This window comes from Bacteroides sp. OM08-11, assembly GCF_003438665.1.
Taxonomy (GTDB): Bacteria; Bacteroidota; Bacteroidia; order Bacteroidales; family Bacteroidaceae; genus Bacteroides; species Bacteroides cutis.
Map to the genome: position 1 here is coordinate 163,083 of NZ_QSTJ01000006.1, position 19,944 is coordinate 183,026.

General features: G+C 40.0%; 18 protein-coding genes, 1 tRNA gene and 1 pseudogene. 16 read left to right on the forward strand and 4 right to left on the reverse strand.

Features of this window, described 5'->3' with window-relative positions; all coding sequences use genetic code 11:
- Nucleotides 1-51: 51 nt before the first annotated feature.
- Nucleotides 52-1,335, reverse strand: coding sequence for a porin (locus DXC10_RS12085; protein WP_101543248.1), 1,284 nt, complete (start codon nucleotides 1,333-1,335; stop codon nucleotides 52-54).
- A gap of 234 nt (nucleotides 1,336-1,569) precedes the next feature.
- On the opposite strand from DXC10_RS12085, the gene DXC10_RS12090 reads away from it, so the two are divergent.
- From DXC10_RS12090 to DXC10_RS12115, 6 genes are all read left to right on the forward strand, one after another.
- The gene (locus DXC10_RS12090; protein WP_101543249.1) at nucleotides 1,570-2,250 is read left to right on the forward strand and encodes a queuosine precursor transporter; all 681 of its coding nucleotides are present in this window, start codon (nucleotides 1,570-1,572) and stop codon (nucleotides 2,248-2,250) included.
- 40 nt (nucleotides 2,251-2,290) lie between these two features.
- Nucleotides 2,291-2,956, forward strand: coding sequence for a 7-cyano-7-deazaguanine synthase QueC (gene queC / locus DXC10_RS12095; protein WP_101543468.1), 666 nt, complete (start codon nucleotides 2,291-2,293; stop codon nucleotides 2,954-2,956).
- 4 nt (nucleotides 2,957-2,960) lie between these two features.
- Nucleotides 2,961-3,416, forward strand: a complete 456-nt coding sequence (gene queF, locus DXC10_RS12100) for a preQ(1) synthase (RefSeq protein ID WP_101543470.1) — start codon at nucleotides 2,961-2,963, stop codon at nucleotides 3,414-3,416.
- Nucleotides 3,417-3,649: 233 nt separating this feature from the next.
- Nucleotides 3,650-5,941 carry a TonB-dependent receptor gene (locus tag DXC10_RS12105; protein ID WP_180949204.1) on the forward strand — a complete coding sequence of 764 codons (2,292 nt, stop codon included), beginning with the start codon at nucleotides 3,650-3,652 and terminating at the stop codon, nucleotides 5,939-5,941.
- A 41-nt stretch (nucleotides 5,942-5,982) separates the two neighbouring features.
- A complete protein-coding gene (locus tag DXC10_RS12110) occupies nucleotides 5,983-7,389 on the forward strand; it encodes a DUF4374 domain-containing protein (protein ID WP_101543253.1) in 1,407 nt (468 codons plus the stop codon).
- Nucleotides 7,389-8,543: a PepSY domain-containing protein gene (locus DXC10_RS12115; RefSeq protein ID WP_101543473.1), complete on the forward strand. Its 1,155-nt coding sequence runs from the start codon at nucleotides 7,389-7,391 to the stop codon at nucleotides 8,541-8,543. Before DXC10_RS12110 ends, DXC10_RS12115 begins: the two co-directional genes overlap by 1 nt.
- Before the next feature lie 316 nt (nucleotides 8,544-8,859).
- Here the strand turns inward: DXC10_RS12115 and DXC10_RS12120 are convergent, their stop codons facing one another.
- Nucleotides 8,860-9,756 carry a PfkB family carbohydrate kinase gene (locus DXC10_RS12120; RefSeq protein WP_101543255.1) on the reverse strand — a complete coding sequence of 299 codons (897 nt, stop codon included), beginning with the start codon at nucleotides 9,754-9,756 and terminating at the stop codon, nucleotides 8,860-8,862.
- A gap of 136 nt (nucleotides 9,757-9,892) precedes the next feature.
- On the opposite strand from DXC10_RS12120, the pseudogene DXC10_RS12125 reads away from it, so the two are divergent.
- A pseudogene (locus DXC10_RS12125) lies at nucleotides 9,893-10,464 on the forward strand (MBL fold metallo-hydrolase); the annotation flags it as partial.
- A 187-nt stretch (nucleotides 10,465-10,651) separates the two neighbouring features.
- Here DXC10_RS12125 and DXC10_RS12130 read toward each other — a convergent pair.
- Nucleotides 10,652-11,227, reverse strand: a complete 576-nt coding sequence (locus tag DXC10_RS12130) for a DUF4251 domain-containing protein (RefSeq protein WP_101543257.1) — start codon at nucleotides 11,225-11,227, stop codon at nucleotides 10,652-10,654.
- A gap of 232 nt (nucleotides 11,228-11,459) precedes the next feature.
- On the opposite strand from DXC10_RS12130, the gene DXC10_RS12135 reads away from it, so the two are divergent.
- Nucleotides 11,460-11,981, forward strand: coding sequence for a hypothetical protein (locus DXC10_RS12135; protein ID WP_101543261.1), 522 nt, complete (start codon nucleotides 11,460-11,462; stop codon nucleotides 11,979-11,981).
- Between the two features lie 42 nt (nucleotides 11,982-12,023).
- Here the strand turns inward: DXC10_RS12135 and DXC10_RS12140 are convergent.
- Nucleotides 12,024-12,097 (reverse strand) — tRNA-Asp (locus tag DXC10_RS12140).
- A gap of 358 nt (nucleotides 12,098-12,455) precedes the next feature.
- Between DXC10_RS12140 and purU the strand changes: the two genes are divergently transcribed.
- The 8 genes from purU to lysA all read left to right on the forward strand — a co-directional run bounded on the left by purU (nucleotide 12,456) and on the right by lysA (nucleotide 19,530).
- Nucleotides 12,456-13,313, forward strand: coding sequence for a formyltetrahydrofolate deformylase (gene purU / locus DXC10_RS12145; protein ID WP_101543264.1), 858 nt, complete (start codon nucleotides 12,456-12,458; stop codon nucleotides 13,311-13,313).
- A 71-nt stretch (nucleotides 13,314-13,384) separates the two neighbouring features.
- Nucleotides 13,385-13,975, forward strand: a complete 591-nt coding sequence (gene hisH / locus DXC10_RS12150; protein WP_117737933.1) for an imidazole glycerol phosphate synthase subunit HisH — start codon at nucleotides 13,385-13,387, stop codon at nucleotides 13,973-13,975.
- Entirely contained in the window at nucleotides 13,972-14,691 is a 720-nt protein-coding gene (hisA, locus tag DXC10_RS12155) for a 1-(5-phosphoribosyl)-5-[(5-phosphoribosylamino)methylideneamino]imidazole-4-carboxamide isomerase (RefSeq protein WP_101543270.1), read from the forward strand. Before hisH ends, hisA begins: the two co-directional genes overlap by 4 nt.
- 38 nt (nucleotides 14,692-14,729) lie before the next feature.
- Nucleotides 14,730-15,485 carry an imidazole glycerol phosphate synthase subunit HisF gene (gene hisF, locus DXC10_RS12160; protein WP_101543272.1) on the forward strand — a complete coding sequence of 252 codons (756 nt, stop codon included), beginning with the start codon at nucleotides 14,730-14,732 and terminating at the stop codon, nucleotides 15,483-15,485.
- Nucleotides 15,486-15,520: 35 nt separating this feature from the next.
- Nucleotides 15,521-16,126, forward strand: coding sequence for a bifunctional phosphoribosyl-AMP cyclohydrolase/phosphoribosyl-ATP diphosphatase HisIE (hisIE, locus tag DXC10_RS12165; protein WP_101543274.1), 606 nt, complete (start codon nucleotides 15,521-15,523; stop codon nucleotides 16,124-16,126).
- Between the two features lie 19 nt (nucleotides 16,127-16,145).
- Complete coding sequence (locus tag DXC10_RS12170; protein ID WP_180949202.1) at nucleotides 16,146-16,856, forward strand: cell division ATP-binding protein FtsE; 711 nt, start codon at nucleotides 16,146-16,148, stop codon at nucleotides 16,854-16,856.
- Between the two features lie 35 nt (nucleotides 16,857-16,891).
- The gene (locus DXC10_RS12175; RefSeq protein ID WP_101543277.1) at nucleotides 16,892-18,211 is read left to right on the forward strand and encodes an aspartate kinase; all 1,320 of its coding nucleotides are present in this window, start codon (nucleotides 16,892-16,894) and stop codon (nucleotides 18,209-18,211) included.
- A 158-nt stretch (nucleotides 18,212-18,369) separates the two neighbouring features.
- Nucleotides 18,370-19,530: a diaminopimelate decarboxylase gene (gene lysA / locus DXC10_RS12180; RefSeq protein WP_101543279.1), complete on the forward strand. Its 1,161-nt coding sequence runs from the start codon at nucleotides 18,370-18,372 to the stop codon at nucleotides 19,528-19,530.
- Nucleotides 19,531-19,944 lie beyond the last annotated feature (414 nt).

Consider the following 19,944-nt stretch of genomic DNA (forward strand, 5'->3'; position numbering starts at 1 on the left):
AAAGCCGCTTCAAACACTATTTTGAAGCGGCTTTCTCGTTGTTAATCCGTTTTAGAACGAATACTGTACCAATAGATTTATGCGATTGGCATGATGTGTGGAGTTGTCGAAATTATTACGCCAACCACGGAGGTATTCTGCACCGACTTGCATGTTGGAAGTTACATTCCAGAACATGTTGGCTACAAAATATTGTCCATAATGATAAGTACTACCTACTGCATCGGGATAACCATTATCTGAGTAAAGACGGGACATACTATAAGTACTTGAAAGAAAAACTTTCGGACAGACATTATATTGTAAACCCGCATACCATCCTAACATCGGCAGTGCTTGCATCTTACCTTCTTTATCAGGATCGGGAACGATATCTACATTCAGATTACTGATATCGTTCAGATATTGCCCGATACCTTTTCCATACGTAGCTTGGCCAAATACTTGCCATTTCTTGCCAACATTGAATGTAGTAGAAGCCTGTACGCCGAAACCTGTAACGGAAGATGCTTTGTCACAGAATGAACTGGTATATGTCATACTACGAATAAGGGCACCTACACGCAGGTGGCTGCTATTATTCCAACCATACTGTGCGTAGGCGGTAAAATCCGGCATGCGTTGTTGGTTAATATTCAGATCACTGTTGGTAGTACCATCCACGGAAGGCATTTCAATTGATGCGTTGAAACGGAAGTTTTTCAAACCTTTGTATGTATAAGCTAATTGGGTAGTACGATAGAATGTTGCTCCGTTGGGACCTTGGAAGTCAATGGTGGAGGGTAGTGCACCCAAGTCCATAAAACCGCCGTAAGTATAACCTACTGTTATATCACGGAAAGATACGTATGCATTTTGTAGTTGGAAACCCTTGTTGGAACCATTTCGGAAATTACCTGCAGTATAAACGATAAAATCTCCTAATAGTTTGGTGTGCCCGACTAATTTCAGGAAAATTGTGGAAGTATTGGCGTCCATTTGGAACTGATTTTTGATTTTGCTACTATTGGGGATGAAAGCAGGAATAAAGTCAATATCATCGACAATGCCGCCGAAGTCATATTCGGCAGTAGCACGTACATAACCTCCGATACCCAGGGCAAATTTTCCTTTTCTGTCCATTAACAGAAAACGAGGGGCCTGTGGTTCATGAATGTGGGGTAATTGTGACTCGTTCATGATACGGATAATTTCGTTGCCTGCTTTATCCATGGTAACCAGAACAACTCCCTTGGAAGATTCGTCTTCGATAATCACTTTTTTCTGTGCATGGGTTGTGGACGTTGATAACCCGGCAATGCATAATAGAAACACTGTTTTTAAGATTGTTTTCATTTAAGTTAGGTTTTGGTGAATGTGCTTTCAACAACTTAATTTTAAAATGGTTTTGTGGTCACTGAAAGAAAATGTATCTTTGTAACCGATTTAACGATTGGAGAGTACTTCATTGCAGATAAGGTTATATAAAGATTAGCTTTGATCGTACATCGTTAATAGTTAAATCATAAATAAGTATGATGCCGTGAATAGCGGTCGTGTATTCTAGAACACCACGTAAAAAACAGGAATATGAAGCAAAAAGTATCTGTACCTTTCATGCTGTTGGGCATTTTGTTTAATGTCTGTTTGATAGCAGCCAACCTTCTTGAAACCAAAGTTATTCAGGTTTTCGGTATTACTGTAACAGCTGGTCTTTTGGTATTCCCCATTTCCTATATCATCAATGACTGTATAGCTGAGGTATGGGGATTTCGTAAAGCACGTTTGATCATCTGGAGTGGATTTGCCATGAACTTTTTTGTGGTGATGCTTGGTTTGATTGCTGTAGCATTGCCTGCCGCTCCTTTCTGGGATGGAGCAGTTCACTTTAATTTTGTTTTTGGTATGGCGCCACGTATTGTGATTGCCAGTTTGTCGGCTTTTCTGGTAGGTTCGTTTTTGAACGCATACGTGATGAGCCGGATGAAGATAGCAAGTGGCGGACGTAATTTCTCAGCTCGTGCTATTTGGTCTACGGTAGTGGGAGAAACAGCTGATTCGTTGATTTTTTTTCCGGTAGCCTTCGGTGGTATCATTGCAGGACGTGAATTACTGCTAATGATGTGTATCCAAATCGTTTTGAAGTCTATGTACGAAGTGTTGATTCTTCCTGTGACTATTCGGGTAGTAAAGGCAATTAAGAAGATAGATGGAAGTGATGTTTACGATGAAGGTGTATCTTATAAGATATGGAAAATCGGAGATATTTAGGAAATTGAAAATCGGAATTTAATTTGATATAATGAATAAGATGAATAATGAAACTGCGCTGGTTGTATTCAGTGGTGGGCAAGACTCTACTACTTGTTTGTTCTGGGCGAAACGTGAATTCAAGGAAGTATATGCGCTGAGTTTTCTCTATGGACAGAAACATCAGAAGGAGGTGGAATTGGCAAAGGAGATTGCCCGTAAGGCAGGAGTGGAGCTTAAGGTAATGGATGTTTCCTTTATCGGCCAGTTAGGGCATAATGCTTTGACAGATACCAGTATAGTGATGGATCAGAAAAAGCCTGCTGATAGTTTTCCGAATACATTTGTACCGGGGCGTAATCTTTTTTTTCTGAGTATTGCTGCTGTATATGCTCGTGAACATGGGATTAATCACATTGTGGCTGGAGTGTCTCAAACAGATTTCAGTGGTTATCCTGATTGTCGTGATACCTTTATCAAATCACTGAATGTTACGTTGAATCTCGCAATGGATGAACAGTTTGTTCTTCATACCCCTTTAATGTGGATTGATAAAGCTGAAACTTGGGCGCTGGCTGATGAATTGGGAGTACTTGAACTTATTCGTAATGAAACCTTGACATGCTATAATGGTATTCCGGGTGATGGTTGTGGGCATTGTCCGGCATGTAAGTTGCGACGTGAAGGATTGGAGAGATATTGGGGGATAAATGAAAAAAAACAATAAGAATATGACTGAATTGAAAAAACAACTTTCCCTTTTGGGAAGAAAAACAGAATACAAACAGAATTACGCTCCTGAGGTATTGGAAGCATTTGATAATAAACATCCTGATAACGATTATTGGGTACGCTTCAATTGCCCCGAGTTTACCAGTCTTTGTCCTATTACCGGGCAACCTGATTTTGCGGAAATACGTATTTGTTATATTCCTGATGTCAAGATGGTGGAGAGTAAGAGCCTGAAACTTTATCTGTTTAGTTTTCGTAACCATGGTGCTTTTCACGAAGATTGCGTAAACATTATAATGAAAGACCTTATTCGCTTAATGAATCCTAAATACATCGAAGTTACCGGACTGTTTACTCCTCGTGGAGGAATTTCCATTTATCCATACTCCAATTATGGACGTCCCGGAACCAAGTTTGAAAAGATGGCTGAAGAACGTTTGATGAGTAGGGAATAACTTTTATTTTTACCTATAAATAGCGATTGCCGCATATACTTATCAGAGTATTTGCGGCATCTTTTTTACCTGCATATAGCGATTGTGTGGTTTTCTTTTTATATAGACCTTTGTAGTGGTATTATTAACAATATAATAAACATTGTAAATTGAAAACAGCTACATTAAAAATCGTTCTTTTATTTTTCTTTTTATGGATATCTTTTTCTGTGTGCGCCCAACGGAATGATGGGATAATATCGGGGCGGATTATATCTACAGAAAAAGAAATTGTAGACTTTGCTACAGTCTATTTAAAAGGTACCCATTATGGAGGAACCACTAATCAGGAAGGTATTTATCATTTGAATGCTCCAGCTGGTAACTATACCTTAATTATTTCTGCCATTGGTTATAAAACAGTAGAACATTCTGTGATTTTGACAGCTGGTCAGAGAATCAAGCAAAATATAACAATTACTCCGGAAACTCAATTATTGGATGAAGTAGTGGTTATTTCTAATGGAGTGAGTCGGGTAAAAAAATCTGCATTCAATGCAGTGGCAGTTGATACGAAGGAATTACAGAATACAACAAAAAATTTGAGTGACGCTTTGACTAAAGCACCAGGTATGAAATTACGTGAATCGGGTGGGGTAGGTTCGGATATGCAATTAATGTTGGATGGTTTTAGCGGAAAGCATGTCAAAGTGTTTATTGACGGTGTGCCTCAAGAAGGGGTAGGTAGCTCTTTCGGGCTTAATAATATCCCTGTGAACTTTGCAGATCGTATTGAAATCTATAAGGGAGTCGTACCTGTAGGTTTTGGAACAGATGCCATCGGAGGAGTTATCAATATTGTAACAAACAAGAAACGTCGTCGTTGGTTTCTGGATGCTTCTTATTCATATGGTTCATTTAACACACATAAATCTTATGTTAATTTCGGGCAAACCCTCAAGAATGGTTTTGCGTATGAGATTAATGTTTTCCAAAATTATTCGGACAATGATTATTACATAAATGCTTCGGTAGAGGATTTTACTACAGGAGCGATTGACAAGGATAATAAGCTACGGGTGAAACGTTTTAACGATACTTATCACAATGAAGCCATCATTGGAAAATTAGGATTTATAGATAAAAAATGGGCAGATCGGTTGATGTTGGGATTTACTTATTCAAATATGTATAAGGATATACAGACCGGTGTACGTCAAGATATTGTTTACGGACAAAAACATCGTAAAGCTCATTCATTGATACCTTCGTTAGAATATAGTAAGCGTAATCTGTTTATAAAAGGACTTGATGTGGTACTGACTGCCAACTATAACAGGAATATGACGACCAATGTGGATACAGCTTCTTATAAATATAATTGGTATGGAGAGAGATATCCGTTGAATTCTCCGGGAGAACAATCTAACCTATATTCGCGGGCAGATAATAATAATTGGAGTGGTACGATGACCGTAAATTACCGTATTAATAAGATACAGACGTTGACTTTCAACCATGTACTGAATGCTTTTAAGCGTACCAATACCTCTTTGTTGGCCAAAGAAGAGCAGACAGAGTCTATTGCCAAGGAAACGCGTAAGAATATTTCCGGTTTGTCATATCGTCTGATGCCTTCCGAGCACTGGAATTTATCTGTATTTGGTAAGTACTATAAACAGTTTGTGGCAGGTCCTATAGCTACCTCGTCTAATCAGAGTGAATATGTCCGTACTACTCGAAATATAAGTTCCATGGGATATGGAGCGGCAGGAACCTATTTCATTATATCGGGATTACAGGCAAAGCTATCCTACGAAAAGGCATATCGTCTTCCCACTGTCGAAGAAATGTTTGGCGATGAAGATCTTGAAATGGGAGATATGGGTATCAAACCAGAGAATAGTGACAATTTGAATTTCAATTTAAGTTATAACCAGGTATTCGGCAAGCACTCCGTATATTTGGAAGGAGGATTGATCTATAGGAATACAAAAGACTATATCCAACGTAACATAACCGGTTTGAGTGGTGGAAAAAAAGCTGCAACTTATATAAACTACGGAAAGGTATTGGCGAAAGGGTATAGTATCTCCGCCCGATATGTTTTGGGGAAATGGCTGAGTGTGGGAGGAAACTTTACCCAGATGGATGTGCGTGATAATATGAAGAAATCCATATCCGGCAATACGGATAACTTGGTTTATGGTGAACGTATGCCGAACTTACCTTATATGTTTGCCGATTCGGATGTGACTTTTTATTGGCGTAATTTGGGGGAACAAGGAAATGTATTGACGATATCATATGATAATCAATACTTACATAGTTTCACATACTATTCGTCTAAAATAGGCTCGAATAAGGGAGACTATGTGGTCCCAAACCAATTTTCACACAATTTAGCCCTTTCTTACAGTTTGATGGACGGACGCTACAATGTGGCATTGGAATGCCGTAATCTGACAAACGAGAAGTTGTATGATAACTTTAGCCTTCAGAAAGCAGGCCGGGCTTTTTATGGAAAAGTACGTGTGTCTTTTTAATCATAGATGTGATATTAGTTTAATTTTAAAGGTAAAAACAAATGAAGAAAAATTTCTTATTGACCGGACTTTTCGCTACTGCGATGGCCGGAGTAGTATTGACAGCTTGTACAGATGTTGATGACCCAAGTAATGGTAGTGCTAATGAAGGTAAAGGAGAATACGTGATAGCATCTTCGGTAGAAGCGTCGGGAGGTAATAGTACCAATGTACTGTTGACTTCCGAGACACTGGATGGTGGAACAATTACTACTGTAAACAATGGTTTGGTGAATGATGGTGCTACTCAATGGGTGTTTTATAAAAAACAATATCTGTATGCTTTAACGTATAATCAGGGTAATGCAGGAACAACTCGCTCCTATATAATGAATGTGCGGAATGAGTTACAGGCCCGTTCTAAGGAGTTTGCGGTGAAACGATTCACTACTTATGGTACTTATAGTAAATATATCATGACTTCTTCTTCAGGAGACGGACCTACTGCATGGGCTGATAATAATGGATATGTACCGAAAGTTTTTCTGCTCTCTTATTTGGACGTGATGGCTGAAACATTTACGACGAATGATACACAAGACAAATCTTATTTGTCTGAAAACTTTCTAGGCAATGGTGAATATGTGACATTGGCTGGTCTGCTGGAACACGATAACAAGATTTTCAGTGTAGCTGTACCAATGGGGCTGAGCCAGTATGGAGTGAAGTATGAAGACGGTAAATGGGTGAAAAAGGGAAATGAAGATTTGGTTAAAACAGAATCTGGAGGTAGTGGTAGCAGTGCTTATAATAAGGATGAACTACAGTGGACACAATATCCGGACGAATGCTGGGTGGTTATCTTTAAAGATGAAACTTTAAAAGAGAAATCACTCATTAGGACTAATAAAATCAGTTATGCCTGCGGACGTTATAAGTCTCAGTATTATCAAACTATCTGGGCTGCAGATAATGGAGATATATATGTATTCTCTCCAAGCTATGCCAAGACAATGGGTGATCCTCGTCAACAAACTACTTTACCTGCCGGTGTGGTACGTATTCCCGCAGGGAGTGAGAATTTTGATGATTACTATTGTAATCTCGAAGAACAGACAAATGGAAAATCTTTCTTGCGTTGCTGGCATATAACAGGAGATTATTTCTTGTTGCTGATGTATGATCGTCCATTCAGTCAGACAGGGTTTACAGCCAATCAGCTTGCCATATTTAAAGCCGGTTCTAAAAAACTGACTTATGTGGATGGATTACCTTCTGCTGACCGGATTTCTTCTTTTGGTAATACACTATATGCTGAAAATGGCAGTGCTTATATAGCAGTGACTACTACAGATGCTAATCCCGCCATTTATAAAATTGATCCGGTAAATGCTACTGCGACAAAGGGGCTTAGCGTAGAGGCGACTCAAGTAAGTGGAGTAGGTAAGTTGGTACAGGTCGGTAAATGATGAAGAAAGTTTTTCGTAACATACACTTGTGGCTATCGGTTCCCTTCGGATTGATAATAACTTTAATATGTTTTTCGGGTGCCATGTTGGTATTCGAGAATGAAGTAATGGAGTTATGTCATCGTGACCTTTACTATGTACGGAAAGTAAAAGCCCGGACTATTCCGATGGATGAACTGATGGCAAAAGTTTCCGGTATATTGCCGGACAGTGTTTCTATAACGGGCATTAGTATTTCATCCGATCCGGAACGTACTTATCAAGTCAGTCTGTCGAAGCCACACCGAGCTTCCCTATCTGTAGATCAATATACGGGTGAGGTCAAAGGTCGTTCTGGACGTACTCCGTTTTTTCTTGCCATGTTTAAATTGCATCGTTGGTTACTGGATAGTATGAAACCGGATGGTGGAATATTTGTGGGGAAAGTAGTTGTGGGCACATCTACATTGATGTTTGTGTTTGTTCTGATATCAGGTATTGTTATTTGGTGGCCTCGTACAAAGAGGGTACTGAAAAACAGTCTAAAGATTACAGTAGGAAAGGGGTGGCGACGTTTTTGGTATGACTTACATGTAGTAGGGGGAATGTATACTCTTGTTCTACTTTTAGCAATGGCAATTACAGGATTGACATGGTCTTTTTCTTGGTATCGCACGGGCTTTTACAAAGTATTGGGGGTAGAGCTGTCCAAGCAACCCCACAGTAAGAATAAAGAAAACAGTCGGGCAAACAGTGTATATGGGCATACTGAAGGGCAGCGTTTGACACTGTATGCAAATTGGGAAAAAGTGTATGACAAATTGAAAACACATAATCCAGATTATAAACAAATCACCTTCTCTAAAGGTACTGCGACTGTATCTTTCAATCGGTTGGGAAATCAACGTGCTGCTGATCGTTATACTTTCAATCCGCATAACGGAGAAATAATCGGAACAACATTCTATGAAGATACGGATAAAGTTAGTAAAATTCGTGGTTGGATATATTCGGTTCATGTAGGAAATTGGGGAGGCCTGTTTACTCGTATACTAACATTTATAGCAGCCTTAATAGGTTGTACACTTCCGTTGACCGGATATTATTTATGGTTACGTCGGTTGAGACAGAGACGCGGTAAAATGTTGTATAAAAGGACAGGAACAGAACAATAAAATAAATGATGATAACGATATCTTCCGAATGATGGCAATAAATGAATAGATAAGCAAGGTTTATTGGTTAATTTCCATTTTCTTTTTACTTTTTTGTGATTCGATGTAACATAGGTTACCGTTTGCGCAAGATAAAACTTTCATCTAAGAAAAAGCAAGTATAAACTTTAAAATGTATAGAGATTATGGAAATGAATATGTTTTGCTATCAATGTCAAGAAACGGTTAAAGGAACAGGCTGCCTATTTGGAACATACTATGCGGTTGGGGTTTAATGATGAAAAATATTCATATTTTTATGCAACGTACATTGCCATTATCTATCGATTATCCTCTTTATCTCTTCTTCTGTACCACAGAATGGTCCGTGTGACTGAAGTTTGATTGTACACATGGCAGCTGCAAAACATCCTGCTTCTTCACAAGAGGTACCTCTATTACGCATATATAGATATCCCACCATATAAGTGTCACCACATCCCGTTGCATCTACTATTTGCATGGCAGGGTAGGCAGGTATTTCATAGAATTGCCCTTTAGTGTATATCAGTGATCCTTTATCTCCCAATGTGATCAATACTTCTTTCACTCCCCAATCCGCAATTAATAATGCAGCTTCCCTAGGATCGGAACAATGCGTGAGAACTTCCATTTCGGACTCGTTGGCTTTCAATATATGAATATATTTAAGGGCTTCTCTTTTTTCAGACCAGTCTACCGGTAATACTTTTTCATTGTCTACTTTTCGCAGAAAGCCTTGTACATCAACAGAAAGTAGTCCTTTCTTTGATAAAAACTTGATGAGCTCTAATGAAAAGTCATCGGCTAACAAGCTACCTAAATGAATGATTTTTGCATTAATATTCTGTAATCCCTCTACTGTAAACGGGTCGGCTTTGGCCGTTACGCGTTGGGTACGTTCATTCTGATTTTCTCCATATATATTTTCGAAGCATACAGAATGAGTGCTAGGTAAGATTTTTACTTCAATTCCTTCTTTTTTAATCTCCTCTATGACATTCATATCAGCATCAGCCAAAGCGGTTACTAATAAAAAATCATCTGCATTTAGATGTTTGATGGCATGGGCGAAATAGAAAGAAGTACCGCCTGGCATATCTACTGTACTATGGGGGGTAATAATCTTATCTTTAGTGATATACCCTATACAACATAAACTATGTATATCTTTTGTTGCTTTTTCTTCTGTCATAATTGTTTTTCTCATAATTAGGCTGCGAAGATAATGATTTATTGTAATAATATCTGTATCTTGTATACTTGTGAACTAAAAAAGTTAGGCTACATTTGTGCAGAATTAAAGTGGTTGGAAATATGAAATTCTCCATAATTTGCATCCTACTTTGATGATGACTTCGAGAAAAGGACGTTTGGGTACTATGTGGGATTTCTTATTCAAGAAGGAGGAAAGTATACGTCCTGATAAAGAGATTTCTGTTATCAAAACTGATCTTAAGAAGATTGCTGAGGATGAAAATGTTCTCGTATGGTTTGGGCATTCTTCTTGTTTTATTCAGATTGATGGTAGGCGAATTCTTGTAGATCCTGTATTTTGTACAGCTGTTCCTGTTTCATTGATTATCTGTTAATCACACACGATCATTGGGATCACCTTGATTATTATGCTGTCTTGAATGAGAGGTTTCCAGGTATCAATTTAGCCATTCTGGAGAATGGACAGTATAATGAAGATTGGAAGTATATCCATACATTACCAAAGTACTTGGGACAAATTGCCCGTGATTTGAATGTTGAAAAAGTACTGACTGTTCATCACTCTAAATATGCATTGGCGAGACATCCTTGGAATGAACCACTAAAAAATGTAATAGACTTGGCAAAGAAAGGTTTATTGGATGTTCTGATGCCGATGATAGGTGAGGTGGTCCGATGGAATTGATTTTAGAAAATTAGCGGGATTACCCCGCTAATTTATCATTTATTATTTTCTACTATTTTTTTTCATTGTTTCATTATATTTTTTTCATCGCTTACTTTTTTCTTCGGCTGCTGTATAAGCATTCTCAGGTGTATACTCTTATCTATATCACCGAGCCTACTATAGTATCTCTGTCTACATAAATCCTTTAAAACGAACGTCCTTTGAAAACACTGGATTGAGATAATGGTACCAAATTACCGTTCAATGTTAAATTATTGGAATGAAAGTTCGGACTAATTCTTGCTGACGCGCTATTACTGCCACGAGTCAATGTAATATGGACTTGCGCTGATATTCCAACACCTTGTACATTAAAACTACAGTTCATATTTCCTTTTTTGTCAGTAGATATTTTTAATCCTCTTACATTACCGTCTACAGTAATTCCACCTATTCCGTTAGGCCCGGCAATAGCACTATTGGAAGCTACTTGGATTGATGCGTGATTATCATCCATCATTACGAAATTTGTGATTGATGAAACAAATGCACTTCGTCCTCTTTTGAAAACCAGCTGGTCTGCCTCCAACACAAACTTTCCATCGTGCAATGCTTGTGAAGCCATTGCATATGCACGCTCTTCCTGGGCTTGGATACGCGCCTTCTCAGCATCACGCTGTGTTTTACGTTCTATACGTTTTACTTCACTACTGCTTTGTGCATAGCTCACGGTCGATAAACTTACTAATATAAATGTTAATAATGTAATAATTTGTTTCATAATTGTTCTTTTTTTATTGGTTCAAACTCTTTGGATAGTTAACAATCTGGAAGTAAAAAGTATGCAATAGTATTCTTAAATAAATGTAAGAGTTTACGCTTCTATATCAAATTCTATCAAAATGTTTTGGAAAAAAAAGTTTTAACTTGTTTTCTATTATTGTTTTTCTTATCTTAGAAACGTAATTATAATATTGGGGTACTAAATAAGTCCTGCCCCACAGGCAACGATTATGAGAATACAATTTGAGATCAAAGAAAAGCTGTCAGACATTGTTGATGAAATTCTGCAGTGTGACAGATGGACGACTGTTATAAAGGAAGAACTCTCGGGTAGGAAAGTGGTTGTTATCCGTGATAGGGATTACGACTCGGAAGCATCCGTCGAGATTTATGCCCGTGAGATTAATATTAAAACAGCATGGTCCAGTTATACGTACCGTTTGTTTACGATTGGAGATTGTGTTTGGTGTGAGTATAATGGTGCTTATCGCGGGTTGTTGGAACAGAAACTGTTACCTTCAATTACCCCTAAAGAAAGCCTGTTGGATTCTGAAGTATTGGATAGTTCTCTGTATGGGCGCGAGAAAAAGAAATTAAGGGAATATGCCGAAGATAATGTAAAGTTAAAACAGTTTCGTCGTCAGAACTTTAACGAGGATAGGATAGGCGTTGCTCCGTTCGATCATCCTAAAAAAGTGTATGATGAATTTATTAAGGAAGATTATATTTCTCCGTTGAAAGATAAAGAATAAACCAAAAAGCTCTGAAATTGTTTTGAATTTCAGAGCTTTAAGCGGTGCGTACGGGACTCGAACCCGTGACCCCATGCGTGACAGGCATGTATTCTAACCAACTGAACTAACGCACCATAATTTCATTTTATCATTGCCATCTCTCTCGATTGCGGTTGCAAAGGTAGGTATTTCTTTGAAATCTGCAATAGTTGTGATGAACTTTTTTTCAAGAAAAATAGCTGTATTTGTTTTATAGTCTCATTCTGAGAATATTGTAAAATAAAAAAAGTTTGTGATTGCAAACTGCCTTTTCTATTGCATGTAAGTGTACCACGATAGAAACTGAAAGATACTTTTTGAAGAAAACGAAACTTTTTAAGCCTTCTTTTAAACTTCTTGCTCGAAAACTTCGTTCTTTTGCAATAAATCGTTATTTTTGCGAACTCAAAACGAGAATGTTGTAATTAGATAACGATAAAAAGAGATTTTAGGATGATGAAAACAGCCAAACTGTTGCTTCACTGTCCCGACAAGCCGGGTATATTGGCAGAAGTGACAGACTTTATAACGGTGAATAAGGGTAATATTATCTATCTGGATCAATATGTAGACCATGTGGAGAATATCTTTTTCATGCGTATTGAGTGGGAATTGGAGAAATTTCTGGTGCCGCAGGAAAAAATAGAAGATTATTTTGCGACATTGTATGCTCAGAAATACGGAATGAGTTTCCGCCTTTACTTCTCAGATGTAAAACCACGTATGGCTATCTTTGTATCAAAGATGTCCCACTGTCTGTTCGACCTTTTGGCGCGTTACACTGCAGGTGAATGGAATGTGGAAATTCCTCTTATAATCAGTAATCATCCCGATTTGCAACATGTGGCAGAGCGTTTTGGTATTCCTTTCTATCTTTTCCCGATAACAAAAGAAACCAAGGAGGAACAAGAACAGAAAGAAATGGAACTTCTGGCTAAGTACAAAGTAAACTTCATTGTGCTGGCGCGATATATGCAAGTCATTTCGGGGCAGATGATTAATGCCTATCCCAACCGTATCATCAATATTCATCACTCTTTCCTTCCTGCATTTGTGGGAGCGAAACCCTATCATGCAGCTTTTGAACGTGGTGTGAAGATTATCGGTGCCACCAGTCACTATGTAACTACCGAACTGGATGCCGGGCCTATCATTGAGCAAGATGTAGTTCGGATTACTCATAAGGATACGGTACAGGATTTGGTGAATAAAGGCAAAGATCTGGAGAAAATAGTGCTTTCGCGTGCCGTTCAGAAACATATTGAACGTAAAGTTTTAGCCTATAAGAACAAAACCGTAATATTTAATTAATGGATAACTGATAATGGATAATTCATTGTTGTTTATTATCAGTTGTTGATTATCGATGATTAATTGTTAAAATGAAGGTTGCAATCGTTAAATATAATGCAGGTAATATACGTTCGGTCGATTACGCTTTGAAACGTTTGGGGGTAGAAGCTGTGATTACATCGGATGAGGCAGTGTTGTGCGCCGCTGATAAGGTAATCTTTCCAGGTGTGGGTGAAGCGGAAACAACTATGAATTTTCTTCGTTCCAGTGGTATGGACGTGCTGATAAAGACATTGCGCCAACCGGTTTTGGGCATTTGTTTGGGCATGCAGTTGATGTGCAGGCATTCAGAAGAAGGGGATGTGGATTGTCTTGGTATTTTTGATGTTGATGTCAAGCGATTTGTTTCCCGACGGCATGAAGACAAAGTGCCTCATATGGGTTGGAATACATTGAAAAAGACCAATAGTGAACTGTTCGAAGGTTTCACAAAGGAAGAGTTTGTTTATTTTGTCCATAGTTTTTATGTTCCTGTCAATGACTGTACGGCTGCCGTCACAGATTATATATTACCGTTCAGCGCTGCCTTGCACAAGGATAATTATTATGCCACGCAATTCCATCCCGAAAAAAGCGGGAGTGTAGGCGAACATATATTACAAAACTTTCTGGACCTATGATAGAACTTATTCCCGCTATTGACATCATCGACGGAAAATGTGTACGCCTTTCCCAAGGTGATTATGACAGTAAGAAGGTGTATAATGAAAACCCTGTCGAAGTGGCCAAGAAATTTGAAGACCATGGTATCCGTCGTCTTCATGTGGTTGATCTTGATGGCGCTGCCTCCCATCATGTGGTAAACTACCGTACGTTGGAACAGATTACTTCCCGCACTTCCTTGATAGTAGATTTTGGTGGTGGGGTAAAGAGCGATGAGGATTTGGTAATAGCTTTTGAGAGCGGAGCGCAGATGGTGACGGGCGGCAGTGTAGCCGTTAAGAACCCCGGACTCTTCTGCCATTGGCTCGATTGCTTTGGTGCGGGAAAAATCATTCTTGGTGCCGATGTAAAAGAGTATAAGATTGCCGTTAATGGCTGGAAAGATGAAAGCCCCTGCGAGTTGTTCCCTTTTTTGAAAGACTATGTAAACAAGGGTATCCGCAAAGTTATCTGTACTGATATCAGTTGCGATGGTATGCTTCAAGGTCCTTCGCTTACATTGTATAAGGAGATATTGGAAAAACATCCGGACCTTTACCTGATTGCCAGTGGAGGAGTGAGTTGTGCCGATGATATCCGTAAACTTCAGGATACAGGAGTGCCTGCCGTGATCTTCGGTAAGGCTTTGTACGAGGGACGTATCACCTTTAAAGATTTAGAGGACTTTTTATGATGTACAAATCATAATCTTAAACGATAAATAAATTAAGAGTGTTAGCAAAGAGAATTATTCCCTGCCTTGACATCAAAGATGGGCAGACCGTAAAAGGAACCAACTTCGTGAACCTGCGTCAGGCAGGTGATCCTGTGGAATTGGCGCGTGCCTACAGCGAGCAAGGGGCCGATGAGTTGGTGTTTTTGGATATCACTGCCAGTTTTGAAGGCCGTAAAACTTTTGCTGAACTGGTAAAGCGTATTGCCGCCAATATAAGTATTCCTTTTACTGTAGGGGGCGGTATCCATGAACTGGGCGATGTAGACCGTCTTTTAAATGCCGGTGCCGATAAAATCTCTGTCAATTCTTCCGCTATTCGTCGTCCGGAGTTGATAGACGAGATAGCCAAGAACTTCGGCTCTCAGGTTTGCGTGCTGGCGGTAGATGCCATGCAGACTGAAAAGGGGTGGTGGTGTTATCTGAACGGCGGTCGTGTGGAAACGGATAAGGAACTCTTTTCGTGGACAAAAGAAGCCCAGGAACGTGGTGCAGGAGAAATTCTTTTTACCAGTATGAACCACGACGGTGTAAAAACAGGATATGCCAATGAAGCTCTGGCAAACCTTGCCGACAGACTTTCCATCCCTGTCATTGCGTCAGGTGGAGCAGGTACTAAAGAGCACTTTCGTGATGTCTTTCTGCAAGGAAAAGCAGATGCTGCCTTGGCAGCCAGTGTTTTTCACTTCGGAGAAATTAAAATTCCCGATTTAAAATCGTATCTTTGTGCCCAAGGAATTGCGATGAGAAAATAATAGAGTAAATCGTAAATAGTTAAATCGTAAATAAAATGGATTTTGACAAAATGAACGGACTCATTCCGGCTATTATACAAGATGCAGACACCGCTAAGGTGCTGATGTTGGGTTTTATGAATCAGGAAGCATACGATAAGACGGTAGAAACCGGAAAAGTGACTTTCTTTAGCCGTACGAAAAACCGTCTTTGGACGAAAGGTGAGGAGAGTGGCAACTTTCTGAATGTGGTTTCCATGAAAGAGGATTGCGACCAGGATACATTACTTATTCAGGTACATCCTGTGGGACCTGTCTGTCATACCGGTACAGATACTTGTTGGGGTGAGAAGAACGAGCAACCCGTCATGTTCCTGAAAACTCTTCAGGATTTCATTGAAAAACGTCACCGTGAAATGCCCGAAGGGTCTTATACCACCAGTTTGTTTCAGTCGGGTGTCAACAAGATGGCCCAGAAAGTAGGCGAGGAGGCTGTTGAGACTGTTATCGAGGCCTGCAATGGTACAGACGAGCGTTTGATTTACGAAGGTGCCGATTTGCTTTACCACCTTATTGTGTTGCTTACTTCCAAAGGTTATCGCATTGAAGACCTGGCACGTGAGTTGGAAGAACGCCATAGCGTAAACTGGAAGAAACACTAAATTAAGGTATAGATCTATCATGATGGACGATACGCTGATAAGATATAAAGACGTAGATATACACCAGCAGGAGTTGTGTGTACTAAACGGTGTGAATCTCGAACTGCACAAGGGAGAGTTCGTATATCTCATTGGTAAGGTTGGTTCCGGCAAGACGAGCTTGCTTAAAACTTTTTATGGAGAACTTGATATAGCTTCGGGCGAAGCCTGTGTGTTGCACTATGATATGTTGCACATCAAGCGTAAGCATATTCCCGAGTTGCGACGCAAGTTAGGCATCGTATTTCAGGACTTCCAGTTGCTTACCGATCGCACGGTGTACGATAATCTTGAATTTGTACTTCGTGCTACAGGTTGGAAGAACAAAGGGGAAGTCAAAGATCGTATTGACGAAGTGCTACAGTTGGTGGGAATGGGTAATAAGGGATATAAGTATCCCAACGAACTTTCGGGTGGAGAACAGCAACGTATTGTGATTGCCCGTGCCGTGCTCAACTCTCCGGAGATTATTCTTGCCGATGAGCCTACGGGAAATCTGGATGTGGAAACCGGATTTGCCATCACCCAACTATTGCACTATTTGAGCGCTGCCGGTTCGTTGGTGATCATGACTACCCATAACATGCAGTTGCTTTGGGAATATCCGGGTCGGGTATACCGTTGTGCCGACCATCAGATAACGGATGTAACGGATATGTATACCACACCGGGAACAGCAGAAGAAAAATAAATAAATTTATATAACATTTTAATACAGGAACGAAAATGAAAGTTTTAAAGTTTGGAGGTACTTCAGTAGGTTCGGCTCAACGAATGAAGGAAGTGGCCAAATTGATTACCGATGGTGAACGTAAGATTGTGGTTCTCTCTGCCATGTCGGGTACCACAAACACATTGGTTGAGATTTCGGACTATCTGTACAAGAAAAATCCGGAGGGTGCCAACGAGATTATCAATAAGCTGGAGACTAAATACCGCCAGCACGTTGACGAACTCTATGCTACACCGGAGTATAAACAGAAAGGTCTGGAACTTATCAAATCTCATTTTGATTATATCCGTTCTTATACCAAAGACCTCTTCACACTGTTCGAGGAGAAAGTAGTATTGGCACAGGGTGAGTTGATATCTACCGCTATGATGAACTACTATTTACAGGAATGTGGTGTGAAGTCAATCTTGCTTCCGGCTTTGGAGTACATGCGTACTGATAAGAATGCCGAACCCGATCCTGTATATATCAAGGAGAAACTTCAGGTTCAGCTTGAGTTGCATCCCGATGCCGATATCTACATCACGCAAGGTTACATCTGCCGTAATGCATACGGTGAGATAGATAATCTGCAACGTGGTGGCAGCGACTATACCGCTTCTCTGATCGGTGCGGCTATCAATGCTTCCGAAATTCAGATTTGGACTGACATTGATGGTATGCACAACAATGATCCGCGTATTGTAGACAAGACGGCTCCCGTACGTCATCTTCATTTTGAGGAAGCGGCGGAGTTGGCATACTTCGGCGCAAAAATCCTGCATCCCACTTGTATTCAGCCTGCCAAGTACGCCAATATCCCTGTACGTTTGCTCAACACCATGGATCCTAAAGCTCCGGGTACACTGATCTCGAACGATACGGAGAAGGGCAAAATCAAGGCGGTAGCTGCTAAAGATAATATCACTGCCATCAAAATTAAATCCAGCCGGATGTTGCTGGCACATGGATTTTTGCGTAAGGTGTTCGAGATTTTTGAAAGTTACCAGACCTCTATCGACATGATTTGTACTTCCGAGGTAGGAGTATCCGTATCTATCGATAACACCAAACATCTGAATGAAATCTTGGATGATCTGAAGAAATATGGCACTGTGACAGTAGATAAGGATATGTGCATCATTTGTGTGGTAGGTGACCTTGAATGGGAAAATGTAGGTTTTGAGGCTAAAGCACTCGATGCGATGCGTAACATACCTGTACGTATGATTTCCTTTGGCGGTAGTAACTACAATATTTCTTTCCTAATTCGCGAATGTGATAAGAAAATAGCGTTGCAGTCGTTGAGCGATGCGTTGTTCAACGGAAAATAAAATATCTTTTGATCTTTCGGGCACGGATTATGTATGCAGATTTCACATGGATAAAGAATGAAAAGAAACTGTGAAATCCGTGTAATCCGTGTCTGAAAGAAATTATAAATAACTTCTTTCACACCCTTTTTTACTAAACAAAGATTACATCCTGTTATATGAAAGGAACATTCCCTATTGATAAATTCCGTGAACTGAGTACCCCTTTCTATTATTACGATACAAAGGTATTGCGTGATACCCTTTCTTGTATTCGTACCGAGGTTGCGAAGTATGAAAATTATTCGGTGCATTATGCGGTGAAAGCCAATGCCAATCCTAAAGTGCTCACCATCATTCGCGAAAATGGTTTGGGGGCTGATTGTGTGAGTGGTGGAGAAATCCGTGCTGCTATTAAAGCTGGTTTTCCTGCCGGAAAAATAGTGTTTGCCGGAGTAGGTAAAGCTGATTGGGAAATTAATTTGGGTTTGGATTATGATATCTTTTGTTTCAATGTAGAGTCCATTCCTGAACTTGAAGTCATTAACGAACTGGCGGCAGCCAAAGGTAAAGTTGCCAATGTGGCTTTCCGTATCAATCCCAATGTCGGTGCCCATACCCATGCCAACATCACTACCGGATTGGCGGAGAATAAGTTCGGTATCAGTATGGAAGATATGGATCATGTCATCGATGTAGCTCAGGAAATGGGAAATATCAAGTTCATCGGTTTGCACTTTCATATCGGTTCGCAAATTCTTGATATGGGCGATTTTGTAGCCCTGTGTAATCGTGTCAACGAGTTGCAGGATAAATTTGAAGCGCGCCGCATCCGTATCGGGCACATCAATGTAGGCGGTGGTCTCGGTATAGATTATGCTCATCCCAACCGTCAGCCTGTTCCCGATTTCAAAAAATACTTCTCTACCTATGCCGAGCATCTGAGACTCCGCTCTTATCAGACGCTTCATTTTGAATTGGGGCGTGCGGTAGTGGGGCAATGCGGTTCTCTCATTTCGCGTGTGCTCTATGTGAAGCAGGGTACCAATAAGCAATTTGCTATTCTCGATGCCGGCATGACAGACCTGATCCGTCCTGCTCTTTATCAGGCATTCCATAAGATAGAGAATATCACCTCCGATGCTCCGGTGCAGACTTATGATGTGGTAGGTCCTATTTGCGAGTCCTCCGACGTTTTTGGTAAAGCCGTCGACTTGAATGCCGCACAGCGTGGCGATCTTATCGCCCTCCGTTCCGCCGGCGCATATGGTGAGATTATGGCTTCGGGTTATAATTGCCGCCAGTTGCCGCAAGGCTATACTTCGGAAGAACTGGTGTAATAGGATAATGATTATCCCTATACTTGCTATTTGTGATGAATAATCGTACATTCGGATTTTAATTCTTGAATTCTCAACTGTTTTGTAATCATGTTGCGAAGATACGGCACGGTAAACGCAAGATTGTCTGTTTTTGTCTGTTTTTGTTCGTTAGGGTTCGTTATAGTTGGATAAATGACTGAAGAAGACTGAAAGTATAGAGGGTACGATGGTTAAGCACTACGGTTCTAATGTTCTACTTGGCAGTTCTAATGTTCTACATTAGAACCGTGAAGTAGTACTCTATTTTCCGAAAAAATGCAGTAAATGCAGAAAATGCAGTGTACTCCTTTCCTCACACACACGCGCACGCGTATATATATAATAGCTGCTATTCAACAGGAGTATCTCGGCAGGAGTATTTCATCAACTTTT